This is a genomic window from Akkermansia sp. NBRC 115031, assembly GCF_030268505.1.
In the GTDB taxonomy this organism is placed as follows: Bacteria; Verrucomicrobiota; Verrucomicrobiia; order Verrucomicrobiales; family Akkermansiaceae; genus Akkermansia; species Akkermansia massiliensis.
This window is the reverse complement of the sequence record NZ_BSQU01000005.1, coordinates 43639-60402: the sequence shown is the minus strand read 5'-3', so window position 1 is coordinate 60402 and position 16764 is coordinate 43639. Positions and strand designations below refer to the sequence as shown.

13 protein-coding genes are annotated in these 16764 nt (G+C 60.4%); 9 read left to right on the top strand and 4 right to left on the bottom strand.

Features of this window, described 5'->3' with window-relative positions:
• Positions 1–24: 24 nt before the first annotated feature.
• A complete protein-coding gene (serS, locus tag QSJ36_RS07885) occupies positions 25–1305 on the bottom strand; it encodes a serine--tRNA ligase (RefSeq protein WP_285468059.1) in 1281 nt (426 codons plus the stop codon).
• 365 nt (positions 1306–1670) lie between these two features.
• Here serS and QSJ36_RS07880 point away from each other — a divergent pair, with 365 nt between their 5' ends.
• Positions 1671–2777 carry a zinc-binding dehydrogenase gene (locus tag QSJ36_RS07880; protein ID WP_102722488.1) on the top strand — a complete coding sequence of 369 codons (1107 nt, stop codon included), beginning with the start codon at positions 1671–1673 and terminating at the stop codon, positions 2775–2777.
• 63 nt (positions 2778–2840) lie between these two features.
• Here the strand turns inward: QSJ36_RS07880 and QSJ36_RS07875 are convergent, their stop codons facing one another.
• Positions 2841–3359 (bottom strand): hypothetical protein, encoded by a 519-nt coding sequence (locus QSJ36_RS07875; protein ID WP_102749256.1) that lies wholly within the window; start codon positions 3357–3359, stop codon positions 2841–2843.
• 38 nt (positions 3360–3397) lie between these two features.
• Positions 3398–4255, bottom strand: coding sequence for a carbon-nitrogen hydrolase (locus QSJ36_RS07870; RefSeq protein ID WP_102722490.1), 858 nt, complete (start codon positions 4253–4255; stop codon positions 3398–3400).
• A gap of 103 nt (positions 4256–4358) precedes the next feature.
• Here QSJ36_RS07870 and QSJ36_RS07865 point away from each other — a divergent pair, with 103 nt between their 5' ends.
• From QSJ36_RS07865 to pth, 3 genes are all read left to right on the top strand, one after another.
• A complete protein-coding gene (locus tag QSJ36_RS07865; protein WP_022397351.1) occupies positions 4359–5363 on the top strand; it encodes an AAA family ATPase in 1005 nt (334 codons plus the stop codon).
• Between the two features lie 38 nt (positions 5364–5401).
• Positions 5402–6304 (top strand): DUF58 domain-containing protein, encoded by a 903-nt coding sequence (locus QSJ36_RS07860; protein WP_102722491.1) that lies wholly within the window; start codon positions 5402–5404, stop codon positions 6302–6304.
• Between the two features lie 115 nt (positions 6305–6419).
• Positions 6420–6995, top strand: coding sequence for an aminoacyl-tRNA hydrolase (gene pth, locus QSJ36_RS07855; RefSeq protein WP_102722498.1), 576 nt, complete (start codon positions 6420–6422; stop codon positions 6993–6995).
• Here the strand turns inward: pth and QSJ36_RS07850 are convergent.
• Positions 6992–7249 (bottom strand): hypothetical protein, encoded by a 258-nt coding sequence (locus QSJ36_RS07850; protein ID WP_180971829.1) that lies wholly within the window; start codon positions 7247–7249, stop codon positions 6992–6994. The genes pth and QSJ36_RS07850 overlap by 4 nt on opposite strands.
• Between QSJ36_RS07850 and QSJ36_RS07845 the strand changes: the two genes are divergently transcribed.
• The 5 genes from QSJ36_RS07845 (at position 7248) to QSJ36_RS07825 (ending at position 16739) form a co-directional block, all read left to right on the top strand.
• A complete protein-coding gene (locus QSJ36_RS07845) occupies positions 7248–9773 on the top strand; it encodes a transglycosylase domain-containing protein (RefSeq protein ID WP_180971473.1) in 2526 nt (841 codons plus the stop codon). The two genes, QSJ36_RS07850 and QSJ36_RS07845, sit on opposite strands and share 2 nt — an antisense overlap.
• Positions 9774–9787: 14 nt before the next feature.
• Positions 9788–11365, top strand: a complete 1578-nt coding sequence (locus QSJ36_RS07840) for a hypothetical protein (RefSeq protein ID WP_285468053.1) — start codon at positions 9788–9790, stop codon at positions 11363–11365.
• 26 nt (positions 11366–11391) lie between these two features.
• Positions 11392–12780, top strand: a complete 1389-nt coding sequence (locus QSJ36_RS07835; protein ID WP_022397357.1) for a hypothetical protein — start codon at positions 11392–11394, stop codon at positions 12778–12780.
• Positions 12781–13374: 594 nt separating this feature from the next.
• Positions 13375–14646, top strand: a complete 1272-nt coding sequence (locus QSJ36_RS07830) for an adenylosuccinate synthase (protein ID WP_102722494.1) — start codon at positions 13375–13377, stop codon at positions 14644–14646.
• A gap of 620 nt (positions 14647–15266) precedes the next feature.
• On the top strand, positions 15267–16739 hold the full coding sequence (locus QSJ36_RS07825; protein ID WP_022397359.1) for a carbohydrate porin: 1473 nt from the start codon (positions 15267–15269) through the stop codon (positions 16737–16739).
• Positions 16740–16764: the final 25 nt, after the last annotated feature.

Sequence of the window (16764 nt, the reverse complement as noted above, 5' to 3'; positions counted from 1 at the left end):
GGGTTGGGACGTGAAAATGCCGGTTCAGCCCTGTTCCGGGCGGATGCTGTCCGCGCCGAAGTACGGCACGAGCGCTTCCGGAATGCGGATGGAGCCGTCCGGCTGCTGGCAGGTTTCCAGCAGGGCTACGTACAGGCGCGGCAGAGCCGTGCCGGAACCGTTCAGGGTGTGGCAGAACTGGTTCTTGCCGTCCGCGTCCTTGTAGCGCAGGCGCATGCGGCGCGCCTGGTAGTCCGTAAAGCAGGAGCAGGAGGAAACCTCCAGATACTGCCCCTGGCCCGGAGCCCATACTTCAATGTCATACGTCTTGGCGGAGGAAAAGCCGAGGTCGCCCGTGCAAAGTTCAATCACGCGGTAGTGAAGCCCCAGTTTCTGAAGAATGGATTCCGCATGGCTGCGGAGCACTTCAAGCTCCCGGAAGGAGTCTTCCGGCTTCAGAATCTGGACCAGCTCCACCTTGTCAAACTGGTGGATGCGGATCATGCCGCGGTTGATGCGTCCGGCGCTCCCGGCTTCCCGGCGGAAGCAGGGCGTGTACGCGGCCATCTTGATGGGCAGCTCGCTTTCCTGTAAAATGGTGTCCCGGTACAGGTTGGTCACGGGCACTTCCGCCGTGGGAATCAGGAACATCTGCTGGTCTTCCGTGCCGTACATGTCTTCCTCAAATTTGGGGAGCTGTCCGGTGCCTTCCATGCACTCCCGCTTGACCACAAAGGGAACGCCCACTTCCTGATAGCCGTTCTCCCCGGTCTGCGTGTCCAGCAGGAAGTTGATCAGGGCGCGTTCCAGGCGCGCGCCCGCCCCGCGGTATACCACAAAGCCGGAGCCCGTGATCCGCGCGCCGTCTTCAAAGGAAATCATGCCCAGGTTCGCGGCCAGCTCCACATGGTCCTTCGGGTTCTCAATGGCGGGTTTCTCTCCCCACAGCTTGACCTCCGGGTTGGCCGTTTCATCCGCGCCCACGGGGCATTCCGGATGCGGCAGGTTGGGAATGTTCATCAGCAGGGAGGCAAGCTGGGCGGAATTCTCTTCCGCCAGGCGGTCCAGCTCCCGGATGCGGTCCCCGATTTCGCGCACGCGCGCTTCAATGGAGGAGGTGTCCTCCCCCTTCTTCTTGAGCATGCCGATCTGCTTGGAGGTGGCATTGCGCTCGGACTGCAAGGCCTGCTTTTCCGTTTCGGCATTGCGGCGCGCTTCATCGCACGCCAGAACGTCATCAACAAGCTTCCACGCGTCGCCGCTACGGGGCTTCAAACGCGCTTTCACTTCTTCCGGATTTTCTCGTATTACACGGATGTCGAGCATAACGCGCACAGCTTGCACTCCATCCCTCCGCCACGCAAGCCAAATGAACGGACCTTCATGGAAAAACTGCACCTGCAATAACGTGCCTTTTGTGCCGGCGCGGCGCAGTTATTGCAGAAAAACATGCCGGGAGCGCCGCATGCCATGAAGCGCTCCCGGAGGCTTTTTGATGATAGCTGGAGAGACAGCGGAAGATTTGCTGAACAGTTTCCGGAAACCACTGTTTTTATGCGTTTTCCCTGGATGCGGGAGTATTGCAAGAAGGGGCAAAAGGGGAATTTTTCTCCGTTTTCAGCAAGTTAATTCCCTTTCATTTTTATTTGTTCTTGAAGAGTTCAAACGGCAAAGGGTAGTGTAGGAGCACTATGCAACAAACCGCACGCGCCGCTGTCCTGACAGCTCCCAAGACATTTGAAATCCGTGAATACCCCATTCCCGCCATCGGGGATGATGAAATGCTGATCAAGGTGGAAGCCTGCGGCGTTTGCGGCACGGACGGCCACGAGTACAACCGGGACCCCTTCGGCCTCTGCCCCGTGGTGCTGGGCCATGAAGGCACCGGGGAAATCGTCGCCATGGGCAGGAATATCACGAAGGACACGGCGGGCAATCCCCTGGCCCTGGGGGACAAGATCGTCACCTGCATCATCCCCTGCGGCACCTGTGACGCCTGCCTGAATACCCCGGCCCGCACCAACCTGTGCGAGAACGTGGGCGTGTACGGCCTGATGCCTGACGACGACGTGCATTTGAACGGCTACTTCGGGGAGTACCTGGTCATCCGCAAGGGTTCCACGTTTTTCAACGTTTCCGGCATGACGCTGGACCAGCGCATTCTGGTGGAGCCCGCCGCCGTGGTGGTCCATTCCCTGGAACGCGCCAAGTCCACCGGACTGCTCAAGTTCAATTCCGTGGTGCTCGTGCAGGGCTGCGGCCCTATCGGCCTGCTCCAGATCGCCGCGCTGCGCACGCTGGGCATTGAAACCATCATCGCCGTGGACGGCAATGATTCCCGCCTGGAACTGGCTAAGGAAATGGGCGCCGCGCGCACGTATAATTTCACGCATTACGCGGACCTGGACGGCCTCCTTGACGCGGTGAAGAAAGATAACGGCGGCCGCCTGGCGGATTTCGTCTTCCAGTGCACGGGCGTAGGCAAGGCCGGGGCAAACGCCTGGAAGTTCGTGAAGCGCGGCGGCGGCCTGTGTGAAGTGGGCTTTTTCATGGACGGCGGGGAAAGCGTCATCAACCACCATTACGACCTCTGCAACAAGGAAGTGACCGCCGTGGGCTCCTGGGTGTATTCCCCGCAGGATTACCCGACCACGTTCGACTTCCTGAAGCGCGCCTACGGCATCGGACTGCCGCTGACCAAGCTGATTTCCCACCGCTTCAAGCTGGATGAAATCACGGAAGCCCTGGAAACGAACGTCCAGATGAAGGGCATCAAGATTGCCGTCATCTGCGACTAAGCGGAAACTCTTTTTCTTACCTCAACGCCGTTCCTCCGGGAGCGGCGTTTCCAGAGGGGAACGTCACTCATCCAATCCAGGGTAGATATCCTTCCAGTCCAAAAAACGCTCCGTATTGGGAGGAACAGTCATGATAGCCGCGACTTTTCTTTTCAATTGCACCAATGCGTCAGGGTCAAGAACCATGGGTTCGCTCACTTTAAGGTACGCCCCTTCCCGATGCACCTGTCTCTCCAGCGTCAAATATTTCTTGATGACGCCGTCGGAATCCAGGGCGGCATCAATGACGAAATGCAGCAGGAAGCCGGACTCCTGAAGGAAAAAATCAAATTCATAAATCCAGGAAAAACAGCAATTCTCGTCGTCTTCCTCCTTATCATCATTCAGCTCCCTTCTGGGGATTCCGGAATCATACAGACGGTTCAGTTCCTGCAAGAGGGACAGGATGTGTTCACGTCTCAACACGGTTACCTGGCACCCCTGCTTTCCCAGCATTCCCTGCCGACAATCGATGACTAATTCACGGCACTGTCCTTCCATGGCAAGAAGCACTTCCACGGCCTGCTCCCGTTGCCGGTCCATGGGTTCCCGCGAATACATGAGCCGGGTCTTCTACAGATTCACTTTCCCCACCGTTCCGTGATGCCGCCGTAGGAGTCTATGCGGCGGTCGCGGAAGAAGGGCCAGATGCGGCGGTGGTCTTCCAGCGCGTCCAGGTCCAGCTCCGCGTACAGGATGGCTTCATCGCTGACGGGGGCCTTGGCGACGATTTGGCCGTAGTAGTCCGCCACGAAGGACTGCCCCCAGAATTCGCTTTCCCCTTCCGTCCCCACGCGGTTGACGGCGCAGACGTAGCACCCGTTCGCCACGGCGTGGCCGCGCTGCACGGTTTCCCACGCGCAGTGCTGCTGTTCCCCCAGCAGGGGTTTTTCCTCCGGCAGCCAGCCGATGGCCGTGGGGTAAAAGATGATTTCCGCCCCCTGCATGGCCGTCAGGCGCGCGGCTTCCGGGTACCACTGGTCCCAGCAGATGAGCACGCCGATGCGCCCGAATTTGGTCTCAAACGCCTTGTAGCCCAGGTCGCCGGGGGTGAAGTAGAATTTTTCCTCAAAGCCGGGGTCCTGCGGAATGTGCATCTTGCGGTACATGCCCAGGAACGTTCCGTCCGCGTCCACCACCCAGGCGGTGTTGTGGTACAGCCCGGTGGCGCGCTTTTCAAAGCCGGAGGCCACGATCACCACGCCCAGTTCAGCGGCCAGCTTGCAGTGGGCTTCCGTCAGTTCTCCGGGAATGGGTTCCGCCAAGTTGAAAAGGTCGCATTCCTCTGTCCTGCAAAAGTATTCCGTGGTGAAGAGTTCCTGCGTGCAGATGATCTGCGCCCCATGGGCGGCGGCCTCCCGGATGGCGGCTTCCGTCTTTTCCTTGTTCACGGAGGGCCGGGCGTCTGCGGACAGTTGAATGAGTGCGATTTTCGGCATGCCCCTTCCTTACCCCGTTTCCCCTCCCATTCCAAGCAGGGAAAATGAATGCGGCGCGATTATTTGATGGAAAAGGGCATGAAAAGTGTTATGTACATGCAATATGGAACCCACCACCCCATCTCTGCCTGACGACGACGTAGCCGCCATTGACCGGCTCGGCGCCATTTACAAGGAGCTTTCCGCGGAATTGAGCAAGATCATCATCGGCCAGCAGCGCGTCGTGGAGCTGCTGAGCATCGCCCTGTTCTCCCGCGGGCACGCGCTCCTGATGGGTGTTCCCGGCCTGGCGAAGACGCTGCTGATCAGCTCCGTGGCAAAGACGCTGGACCTCAGTTTCAACCGCATCCAGTTCACGCCGGACCTGATGCCCGCGGACATCACCGGCACGGATATCATCCAGGATGATTCCGCCGGCGGCAAGCGGCAGTTTGAGTTCATCAAGGGCCCGGTCTTCGCCAACATCGTGCTGGCGGACGAAATCAACCGCGCCCCCGCCAAGACCCAGTCCGCCCTGCTGGAAGCCATGCAGGAGCGCCGCGTCACCGTCATGGGCCGCACCTTCACCCTTCTGCCTCCCTTCTTCGTGCTCGCCACCCAGAACCCCATTGAGCAGGAAGGCACCTATCCCCTGCCGGAAGCCCAGCTTGACCGCTTCATGTTCCTGATTGAAGTGGATTACCCCACGGAGGAGGAGGAAATGCGCATCGCCCGTGAGACCACCGGAAACCGCAGCGAGGAGCTCAAGCACGTCCTCTCCGGGGAGGAAATCATTTTTTACCAGGACCTGGTGCGCCGCGTGCCCGTCCCGGAACATATTTACGAGTACGCCGTGAAGCTGGTGCGCGCCACCCGCCCCTCCCTGGAGACTTCTCCGGAATGGGTGAAGCAGTACGTGGCCTGGGGCGCGGGCCCCCGCGCCGTCCAGTTCCTCATTCTGGGGGCCAAGACCCGCGCCGCCCTCCAGGGCAGCTACATCGTCCGCAAGGAGGACATAGACGCCATTGTGGAGCCCGTGCTGATGCACCGCGTGGTCACGAACTTCGCCGCGGAGTCCCAGGGCATCACGCCCCGCAAGGCCGTGGCGCGCCTGGCGGCGGAAGTCTAACCGTCCCCGCGTTATCCACTCCCTTGCCCTGCCCACCCATGAAGTACCTGAACCACGACCTGCTCAGCCGCCTGGGGAATCTTCCCCTGGAAGCGCGCCACAGCATGACGGGGAACGTATCCGGCCGCCACAGAAGCGCCAACCGCGGCTCCTCCGTGGAGTTCGCGGAGTACCGCAAGTACGTTTCCGGGGATGATACGCGCCGACTGGACTGGAAGGCGTATGCCCGGTCTGACAGGTATTACATCAAGGAGTTTGAGGCGGATACCAACCTGCGCGCCTACATCGTCCTAGACCTTTCCGGCTCCATGAATTACCACCCGGAGCAGGTGGAGTCCAAGTACCTGCGCGCGTGCAGGCTGGCGGCCAACCTGGCTTACATCGCCATCCGGCAGGGGGACGCCGTGGGGCTGAGCTTTTCCCGGCAGACGAAGGACGGCGCCACGCTGCACATTCCGGCCTCCCGCCGCCCAGCCCACCTGAACGTTCTCATCAGCCAGATGGATACGCAGTACCCCAAGGGGGAAACCGTGCTGGCGGAGACTCTGCATGAACTGGCGGAACGCGTCAGCCGCCGTGCCCTGGTGCTGATTTTTTCCGACCTGTTCACGGATACGGAGGAACTTAAAAACGCCCTCCGGCACCTCCACTTCCGCAAGCATGACGTGGCCGTGTTCCACCTGGTGGACCAGCTGGAAATTGATTTTGACTTTGACCGCCCCATCCGCTTTGTGGACATGGAGGGCGGCGGCTCCCTGATTACGGAACCGGACCTCATCGCGGACGAGTACCGCGCCATCGTGGCCGGCTACCTGGAGGAAACGCGCCGCATCTGCACGGACATTAACGCGGATTACCGCCTGGTCAGGACCGGGGACGCCCTGGAGGACGTGCTGACCGGGTTCCTGATGGGGCGGCAGAAGAAGAAAGCGGGCAGATAAGCGCCCGGCTGTCTCACGGAACGGTTGATTGCGCCGCGGAACGGGTGCAGGATTTCCCGCGCGCCTTCCGTGCCGCCGTAAGCGGCAGTTTTCATTTTTTTTCTTCTCTTCCATCGTGGACGCACCCGTTAAAATGATCGTGGGCCTGGGCAATCCGGGCAGGACTTATGAAGATACCCGCCACAACGCGGGTTTCATGGTGGTGGACCGCCTGGCTGCCGGGTGGGGCGCCGTGTTCAAGACGGACAGGCAGCGCAAGTGCGAGCTGGCGGCCGGCCCCGGCGTCCTGCTGGTGAAGCCCGCCACCTTCATGAATGAATCCGGCCTGTGCGTGGGGCCCATGATGCGCTTCTTCAAGCTGGACCCGCGCAGCGTGTTCGTCATTCATGACGAGGTGGATTTTCCGCTGGGCGTGATGAAGCTGCGGGAAAAAGGCTCCGCAGGCGGCCACAACGGCATCAAGTCGCTCATCGCCCACATGGGCACGCAGGAGTTCCCGCGCCTCCGCTTCGGCATCGGCCTGCCACGCGGCAAGGGGGAGATGATCGGCCACGTGCTGGGCAAATTCCGCCCGGAGGAACGCGAGCTTCTGGACGTGATGCTGGGAAAGGCGGCGGACGCCGTGCTGTACACCATGGAACACGGCATCACGAAGGCAGGCAACATTTTCAACGCCGTGCAGGACCATTAGCCGCCCGGACCGCCGCAAGCCCTTGCGGCATTAAAATATAAACGCGCGGGGAACGGACGCGCTTTTTCCTTAAAGCCGGCGCGTCCTGCGGACGCAGGATGATTCAGTAGCCTGCGGGGTTCCGGGAGATTCCCAGGACGCATGCCTTCTTTTTTCGCTCGCCAACAGTGTACGGTATTGCTAAACAAACGGGAATCCGCTAGGATTTTTGCACGTTTTTTCTCCTCCCAGGACAAATCCTGCTTCATCTTCATGGCTGAATTAAGTTCACAAGCTCCGCGCAGGCACATGCAGGCCAACAAAAGGCGCCAACCCAAGGCCAAGCCCAGGAAGCGATTCTGGAGCTTCATCCGGAAGCTGGCGCTGTGGTGCCTGGTTCTGGCCGCCATCGGGGGGGCCGTGGGCTACTTTGGCTTCATGATGGCCTGGAAACGCTATGACAACTGGGCGGCGGAGTTTGACCTGGAACGCATCAACGACCTGGAAAAGCCCAGCATCATTTACGACCGGAACGGGGAGGAAATAGGCCGCATTTATGTGGAAAACCGCAGCTACGTCACGCTGGACAAGATTTCGCCCGCCATGGTCAACGCGCTGATCGCCCAGGAGGATTCCCGCTTCCGGGAGCATCCGGGCTATGACTTCCTGGGGATTTTGCGGGCAGGCAGGGAATACATCCACAACAGCGGGGACGCCAACCAGGGAGCCTCTTCCATCACCCAGCAGCTTGCCAGAAACGCGTACGACCTGAAGAACCGGGCCAAGGCCAGGAATGAAGGCAGCTTTGGCCGCAAATTCGTGGAAATAGCGCTGGCGCGCCGCATTACGGAACGGTACAGCAAGGACCAGGTGCTGGAGTTTTACCTGAACCGCGTTTACTTCGGCAGCGGGTTCTACGGCATCCGCGCCGCCTCTCTGGGCTACTTCGGCAAGGAACCTGCGGACCTCACTACGCGGGAGGCCGCCTCCATCGCCGCCCTGATTAAAAACCCGAACGGCCTTTCCCCTCTCAATAATCCGGAAAGCAACCTGAAATGGCGCAACCATGTGCTCAACCGCATGGCACGGGAAAAGTACATTACGCCGGATGAAGCGGAACGCCTCTCCGCCATGGACCTGGGACTCAACCCCAGGCCGCTGAAACGCGGCGTCTCCCACATTTACGACCGCATTTCCGCAGAGATTACCGCCTATCTGGGGGAGGACCGCGTGAATGCCGCCGGCCTCAAGATTTACACCACCCTTGACAGGAAGCTTCAGGAGGCCACCGGGAAATCCCTGGAACAGGCCCTGGAAAACATTGAAAAACGCCCCGGCTACCGCCACCAGAAGGCCGCGGACTACCACGGAGCCTCCGGGGACAAGCCGCGCTACCTGGAAGGAGCCCTGCTGGTGGTGGACAACCAGTCCGGCGCCGTTCTGGCCTACCACGGAGGCAGGGACTACACCAAGCGCCAGTATGACGCCATCAAGGACGGCGCCCGCCCCACCGGCACCGCCATCCTGCCCTTCCTGTACGCTACGGCCTTTGACACGGGCAAAAGCCCCGTCACCCGCATTCTGGACGACGCCATTGACAACCGCCTGACGGGCATCGGCGGCTCGGAAGGCATCCTGGGGGAATGGGGCGCGGAAAGCTCCAAAAACCGCTATGAAGGCATGATTACCGCCCACCGCGGCCTGTCCGCCTCCAAGATTGCCGCCTCCCTGCGCATGGGGATGGACATGGGCACATCCCCCTTCGTGAAAAAGCTCACGGACTTCGGCATCCGCAAGCCCGTGCGTGAAGCGGGCAGCACGGAGGTGAACCCCGTTTACCGCCCCAAGATTTTCGTGGGCACGGAACCCGCCTCCCTGAAGGAAATGACGCTGGCCTACACCGCCATCCCGAACGGCGGCTCCCGCCCGCAGGACATTTATTACCTGGACAGGATAGAGGATGAGGACGGCCAGTTGATCTGGGAATCCAACCAGGCCATTGAAACCCGGAACAACGCCCAGGTGCGGAAGGGGGCCACCTCCACCGCCACGGCCTTCCAGCTCCACAACATCCTGAATTCCTCCCTGAAAAACGGCTCCGCCCAGCGCGTGGCCCCGCATCTGCCGAAAGACTTCAAGGGGGGCGTGAAAACGGGGACTACGTATGACTTTGCGGATAACTGGCTGTTCGGCTATGACAGCCGCATCACCTGCGGCATCTGGGTAGGCTTCCTGGAAGGGAAAAAACCCATTTACAACGGGGCCTTCTCGTCGGACACCTGCGCCTCCGTCCTGGGCGCCGCCGTCACGGAGGCGGAACGCCTCTTCCCCGCCGGGGAACTGGCCCCGCCCCCCAGCGTGGAACGGGTGGAAATCTGCCTGACCACCGGGAAGAGAGCCACGCACAGTTGCTATGACATTGACCCGGTGGACAAGAAATACCGCCGCCACACCATGTTTGAATACCTCCGCAAGGGGGATTCCAGCCTTCCCTTCTGCGACCTCCACGGGGAGGACATCTCCGCCCCCGTCTCACCCTTCACGGCGCAGAACCGCATCCTGCCCCTGCCGCCCATCCTGCCCACCAAGGCCATCCTCCAGGGGGACGACCCCTACCACACGGAGCTGAACCAGGGTCCCGCCAACCGCAACTATGAACTGCTGGGCGCGGGTGAAAACGTGCCGGAAGCCCAGGCCCTTTCCGCAGACCCCGTTTCTCCGGACCATACGGACACGAGCATCACGCTGCCCGCTCCCAAGCCCATCACCATCCCCGTTCCGGAATTCATCCACCTGTAACTCCCTTTTCTTCCATGCCCTCCCCCTCCCAGGATACGGTAGCCTGCACATGCCCGTCATGCGGAAACCCCTTTGCCGTGAAAACGTCTTTTCTGGGAAGCCAGGTGCAATGCCCCATCTGCGCCGCTCCGGTCACCGCCCGGCAGGAAGAGAAAGTCAAGGATGAAACGGAAGAACAGGCCGCCGTCCCCTGCCGCTGCAACGTATGCAACAATTCCTTTGCCGTCAATCCCTCCTGCATAGGGAACAAGGTGAAATGCCCCGTCTGCCATTCCACCGTCACGGCCACCCGGCAGGAGGAAGAGCCAGCAACGGCCCCGGAACGGATGCCTGAAGCTCCGGAAAAAGCGCCTGAAATCCCGGAAGGGACGCCTGAACCAGCAGCCTCCGTCCGGCACGGCGGCGCGCAGGAGGAAAGCCCCTCCGCTTCCCCGTCCGCATCTTCCCACAAATCTCTTACGCCTCAGAAAAAGACGGATAAACGGAGCATTGCCGTTACCAAGCCTTCCATCCCCATCCCTGTGGAACCCACCACCAAAATCCGCAAGCGGAAGGAAAAGGAGGACGCCGCCCCTGCCATCACAGCCGCCCGCAGCGCCTCCCTGGCGCATGAAGAGCCGGAATACCAGCCCACCGCCCGGGAAGCCGCCCGCAGCGAGCGCCGCCCCACCTGGCACATCTGGCTCTTTGTCTCCGGCCTGGTGCTGGCCTCGCTGGGCGTGTTCATGTTCCTGCGCGGAAAGGACATGGAAGCGGAAGGCTCCAAGATTCTGAACATTTCAGACCGGTTTGTGGACCATGAAGCGGTCTTCTCCCTGGACGTGAACAAGGACCTGCTGGCGGAACTGGAGCGGAGGGAGCAGCAATACCGGCTCATGACCCATCCCCGCAGGGAGGAAGACCGGGAAGTGGAATCCGTCTCCGCCCACATCACGGCAGCCATGAATGAACTGGCCCTCTACTGCATGGCGGAATCAGACGAAGAAAGGCTCAACTACGTGATGGAGCCCGAGGCCGTGCGCCCCAAAATGGCTCACTGGGCCTCCTACGGGCGGTACAAGGACTACCTGCCGCAGGAAGCGGGGAAAAGCTCCAAGAACGGGGACCTGCTCCAGATATCCGTGCTGATGGATGACAACACCGTCCGCCCGGCCATCTTCCTGTATGACCGGAACTCCGGCAAATGGAAGCTGGACTGGGAAGCCTGGGAGGGTTACTCCCCCATGCTCCCGGCGGAGCTGGAAGCCAAAAAGCCCTCCAAACCCGTCCCCGTCAGAATAGCCCTCAGCATGCCCGGCATCTACCAGCCGCCCTTCCTGGAGGAATCCTCCGCGGAAAGCTACCGCAATACCGCCTACATCAACTTCTCCCTGGAATTCCCCAACGGGGAGCGCCTGAACGCGTACGTGGACAGGTATTCCCCGCTGGCGCTGGAACTGACCAAGCTCCTTTACAACGGCCCCGTGCGCGCCTGCGTGCTCATTCACTACCCGGCGGACCTGCCCGGCAACCAGTCCGTCATTATTGACAAGCTACTGTATTCCGGATGGATGAGCGACGCCACCCGCAACCTCCTTCCCACCACCAACTGACAATCCAGAACCGGTTCCCGTTTTCCATGAGTTCCAAAGCATTAGCGCAAACACAGGACAAAGCCCTCCAACTCAATCTGGCCACCACCATTTACGGCACCTTTGCGGAAATAGGCGCCGGCCAGGAAACGGCCAACTGGTTCTTCCGTGCCTCCGGGGCCGCCGGCACGGTGGCCAAGACCATCTCCGCCTATGACATGACCGTCAGCGACACGCTGTACGGCCCCGTCAAGCGCTACGTCTCGGAAGAACGCCTGAAAGGCATGCTGGATTACGAATTCACCCAGCTCGTCAACCGCCTGGGGCCCAAGCGCGGCAAGGACACCCGCTTCTTCGCCTTCTGCAATACGGTGAAGGTGAAAGGCTACCGGGACAACGGCCCGTGGAACGGCTGGATAGGCGTGCGCTTCCAATTGAAGCCGGAGGCGGAACCGTCCGACCTGATCATTCACGTGCGCCTGAATGACCCGGACCACGACAGCCAGATGAAGGACCTGGGCATCCTGGGCGTCAACATCCTGCACGCCGTCTTTTTCAAAAGGGACCGGCTGGAGGAATTCATTGAATCCCTGGTGGACAATCTGGATCCCCGCCTGGTGGAGATAGACGTCGTCCGCTTTGAGGGCCACGGCTTCTCCATGGTGGACAACCGCCTTTTTGCGCTCCAGCTCGTCAAATCCGGTCTGACGCCGGCCACCCTGTTCCTGGCAAACGGCCAGGTGGCCCAGGCGGCGGACGTGCTGTACAAACGCCCCATCGTGCTGATGAGGGGCAGCTTCAATCCCGTCTGCAACCTGCATCTGGAAGTCATGGCGCAGGTGAAAAAATGCTTCCTCTCGCACATCAATGAAACGCAGGCGGACCGCTGCCTGGAAATCTGTGAAATATCCATGAACAACCTGCTCCGCGGCGGGGACGTGGACCATCTGGAATTCCTGGACCGCGCGGACAGCCTGAAAGCCTTGGGCAAGAACGTGCTGATTACCAAGATGGCCCGTTTTGACAACCTGTCCGAGCTGCTGGCGCGCTACACGAACGAGCCCATCGCCATCGCCCTCTCCATCGGCCTGTTGAACGAACTGTTCAAGGAAAAATGGACGGAGGACATCCCCGGCGGCATCCTGGAATCCTTCGGCCGCACCTTCCAGAACAAGACGCGCCTGTACGTCTCTCCCTGGCTCAACCGCAAATCCGGGGAATTCGTCACGGCGCGCACCTTCCGCGCCCCGGAACAATACGTGCACCTGTACCAGCACTTCCTGGCGAACGGCCTGGTGGTTGACGTCCCCTTCTTCAATGAATTCCTGCTGCGCCACACGCCGCGGGACATCCAGCGCATGATCGCCGCGGATGAAGACATCTGGAAAACTCTGGTTCCCGCGGAGGCTCACCGCTCCGCCCTGCATTTCCGCTGACCTCCTCTTTAAAAAGTCTGTGCGGCCACTCTCCAGTGCTTTTCCAACGGCGGCTTACCTGCTACCTGCCGGGGAGGTTTTACAGGAAGGAAAAGTTTCCCCTTACGGATGCCCTGGGTATTGGGCGGAAACCGCAAATATGCGGTTAGCAAACACTTCCATCGTTCTTTTCACGTCCGGCCGCCCCTGGAAATGAGGGCCTCCGTCCCTCATCGCAGCCTCCGCCGGAGCGGAGCGACGGGTATTTGAAAGAAAAGCCGCCTCTGCGCTCCGGAAAAGCTTTTACCTGCGAGAGGCGAGAATCTTCCGGCTCCCAGGACGCCGGAGGCGCAAAACCACCGTGAATCAGCATTTCCACCGTTTCCTTTTACGATTGCATGTTCTTTCGGTTTCCTCCTCCGGCATTGCCTTCCCTGCCTCATTCCTTGTCCTGAACCCGGAGAATCCGGCACAGCCACGCTCATCCTCCCCGCTCCGCTCCCCGGAACGTTTCCCTTCTTCAAACTCATCTTATCAGGAAAACTTAACAACTTTGTAAGATTGTCTTGCCATAAGGAGGGAATCTCATTAAGGTCTCCGAGTTCCATTTTTATCATGAATACCATTATTATCGGCTCCCAATGGGGCGACGAAGGCAAGGGCAAAATGATCGATTTCCTGACGGAATCCGCCGACGTGGTGGCACGCGGCCAGGGCGGCAACAACGCGGGCCATACCGTAATCGCCAACGGGAAGAAGTACATCCTTCACCTTGTCCCCTCCGGCATCCTGTGGCCGGGCAAGCTTTGCGTCATCGGTAATGGTGTGGTGCTGGACCCCATCGGCCTGGTGGAGGAAATCAATGAACTCCGCGGCCAGGGCGTCTCCATCACGAAGGACAACCTTCTCATCTCCGACCGCGCCCACGTGGTCCTCCCCTTCCACAAGGAAATGGACGCCGCCCAGGAATCCGCCCTCGGCAAAAAAGCCATCGGCACCACCAAGCGCGGCATTGGCCCCACGTACGCGGACAAGGCCCGCCGCATAGGCGTGCGCATGGCGGACATGAGGGATCCCAGGATTTTTGACGAAGTGCTGCGCCGCCGCATCAAGATGGCGAACGCGGAAATGGAACGCATGGGCCTTCCCGCCATGGATGAAGAAAAAATGGTGGCGGAAGTGACTGCCGCCGCGGACGTGCTGCGCCCCCACATCACCAATACCATCCCGGTCATGCATGAAGCCGTGGCCTCCGGAAAGAGCATCCTCTTTGAAGGAGCCCAGGGCGCTTACCTGGACGTGGACTTCGGCACCTACCCGTTCGTTACCTCCTCCAACACCTCTTCCGCCGGCGCCTGCACCGGCACGGGCGTTCCGCCGCACAAGATTGACCGCATCATCGGCGTGTGCAAGGCCTATACCACCCGCGTGGGTTCCGGCCCCTTCGTCACGGAAGATGAAGAAATCTCCAACCACCTGCACAGCATGGGCCGCGAATTCGGCGCCACTACGGGCCGTCCCCGCCGCTGCGGCTGGGCGGACGGCGTGCTGCTCCGCTTCTCCGCCATGTTCAACGGCTTTGACGAAATGGCCATGACCAACCTAGACGGCTATGACAAGTGCCCGGAAATCAAAATCTGCACAGGCTATGACCTGGACGGTGAAATCCTGGCCTATCCGCCCGCCACGGTGGACGAATGGGAACGCTGCAAGCCCGTGTATGAAACGGTGCCCGGCTGGATGCAGGACATCTCCGCCTGCCGTTCCTGGGAAGAGATTCCGGAAAACGCCAGGAAATTCGTCAAGCGCATGAGCGAGCTCATCGGCTGCCCCGTCACGACCGTGGGCGTGGGCCCCGACCGCGAACAGACGATCGCCGTGAAATAACCCCCCTATTCCGGCTTTCCCAAGCCTCCCTTTACCTTCAAGGGCCGTTCCGCTTCCCCAGCGCGGAACGGCCCTCTTTTTTTCTGCCTTCTCCGCCTTTTTCTTTGCGCCCCCACTCTCCACTCTCCACTCTCCACTCTCCACTCTCCACTCTCCACTCTCCACTCTCCACTCTCCACTCTCCACTCTCCACTCTCCACTCTCCACTCTCCACTCTCCACTCTCCACTCTCCACTCTCTATTGAAATCCGTACAAGAGCCCCGGTTATAACCAGCCTTTTTACCTTTAAAGCCCTCCCTTCCTTCTCTCATATTCCCATTCCCGTTCTTCTATGGAAGCGTTTCCACGGCCAACTGCCAACCAAGGGAATCCGGGACGGAACAGGGGGCATGCCTTTCCTCCTTCCTCCCCCTCCACGCTGTTTGGAATACGGCGGCACGGACGCCAGGAAACGGAGAACCGCATCTGCTTGCTCATGCCCGGTTGAATGAGGCGGCGGGAGGGGCAGTCTTCCCTTTTTGCGGAAAGGCGGGAAAAAACAGGTATTCGTGTCAGCATTTCAGTTGAGTTATGACACTTCCGTCTGCTGTCTTGTCTGATTGTCTATATGAAACATGTCATGCTTCCCTCCTTGTGCGCCGTCGCCGTCGTGGCCTCCTGCGATCCCGTCCTGGCCCAGCAGCCCGCACCCGTAGTGACGACCACGCCTCCCTACCTGAACACGGAACGCGGCCTGCGCGTGAAAACCCTGGAAGGCAGGGAAATAAGCCCCAGCCTGCTGAAGGGCATGCGTCCGGAAGAACAAATCACCAAGAGGACGCCCGGCGTTCCCACCAGGCCCAGCGTTCTTCTCCAGCATGAGGCCAGGCCCTCCGCCCCCGGCATTGAATGGTTTGCGGCCAAGCCTCTCAAGATGATGCCGTATCTGGACAGTTCCTACGTCTTCGGCAACACCTGCGCGGAACCGAATGCCTGGATCCGTGAAGACATGATTTCCACCGGGGCGCAGAAGATCAAGACCGCCCTGTCCAGATACGGCATCACCTATTCCGCCCAGTTCGGCTTCAACTACACGGGACTGACGGGCGGCGGCCTGAACGGAAAGACGGATTTCCCCTCCTATAACGGCTCCCTGCTGACCAATATTACCATTTTCCGCAACAACTCCACGGGGAGCGGCCTGTACCTGGCCTCCGAGTTCGACTTCGGCAACGGCTTTGACTTCAATGAAGGGAGCAAGGGCCCCGCCACCACGCTGGGCTCCCTCCAGAATCCCACCAGTTCCTTCCAGGGGCCGGACCCCCACCTCAGCAACCTGAGCCTGGCATGGGTGGGAGCGGGCGGCAAGCTCCTGCTGATGGCGGGCCAGCTGGACACCACCAATTACATGGACCACAACGCCTACGCCAACTCACACAACAATAACCTGACCAACAGCGTCTTCGGCAACAACCCCATGTTGCCCCTGACGGACAACTCCCTGGGCTTCCATTTCGCATGGCAGCCCACCACCTCCTTTTACGTGATGGGAGCCACCGCCGCCAACAACATGACCCAGAACCACAACCCGTTCAGGAACCTGAATTCGGACAACTGGACGAACGTGCTTGAATTCGGCTACGTGGCGGAGGACTTCTGCGGCATGGGTTCCGGCGTGTACCGTCTTCAGCCCTTCTTCACCACCAGCAACAGTGAAAACGGCGGCGGCGTGGCCGTGAACTTCCAGCAGCAGCTTGGCCGCAGCAGCCACCTGGGCTGGTTCTTCCGCGGCGGCTGGGCCAGCGATGACGCCGCCACGCTGACCGGCGTGCGCTGCGCGGCCACCACGGGGCTGGTGCTCCTCTCCCCCTTCCGCGGAAAAGGCGCCTCCAATGACGGCTACCTGGGCCTGGGCTTCCTCTGGCAGCAGGGCGCCAAAAAGAACGGCCCGTACGTGAACAAGAATGAATACGGCATTGAACTGACCTATGTGGCCCAGGTGACGCCCACCATGACGCTCCAGCCTGACATTCAGCTCGTCAAGAATCCCGTCAACGGCCGCAGGGGCCAGACGGCCGTGGTTTTCCAAATCCAGAACGTCTGGTCCTGGTAGGGGCATCCCCTGAAAAATTGGAAAA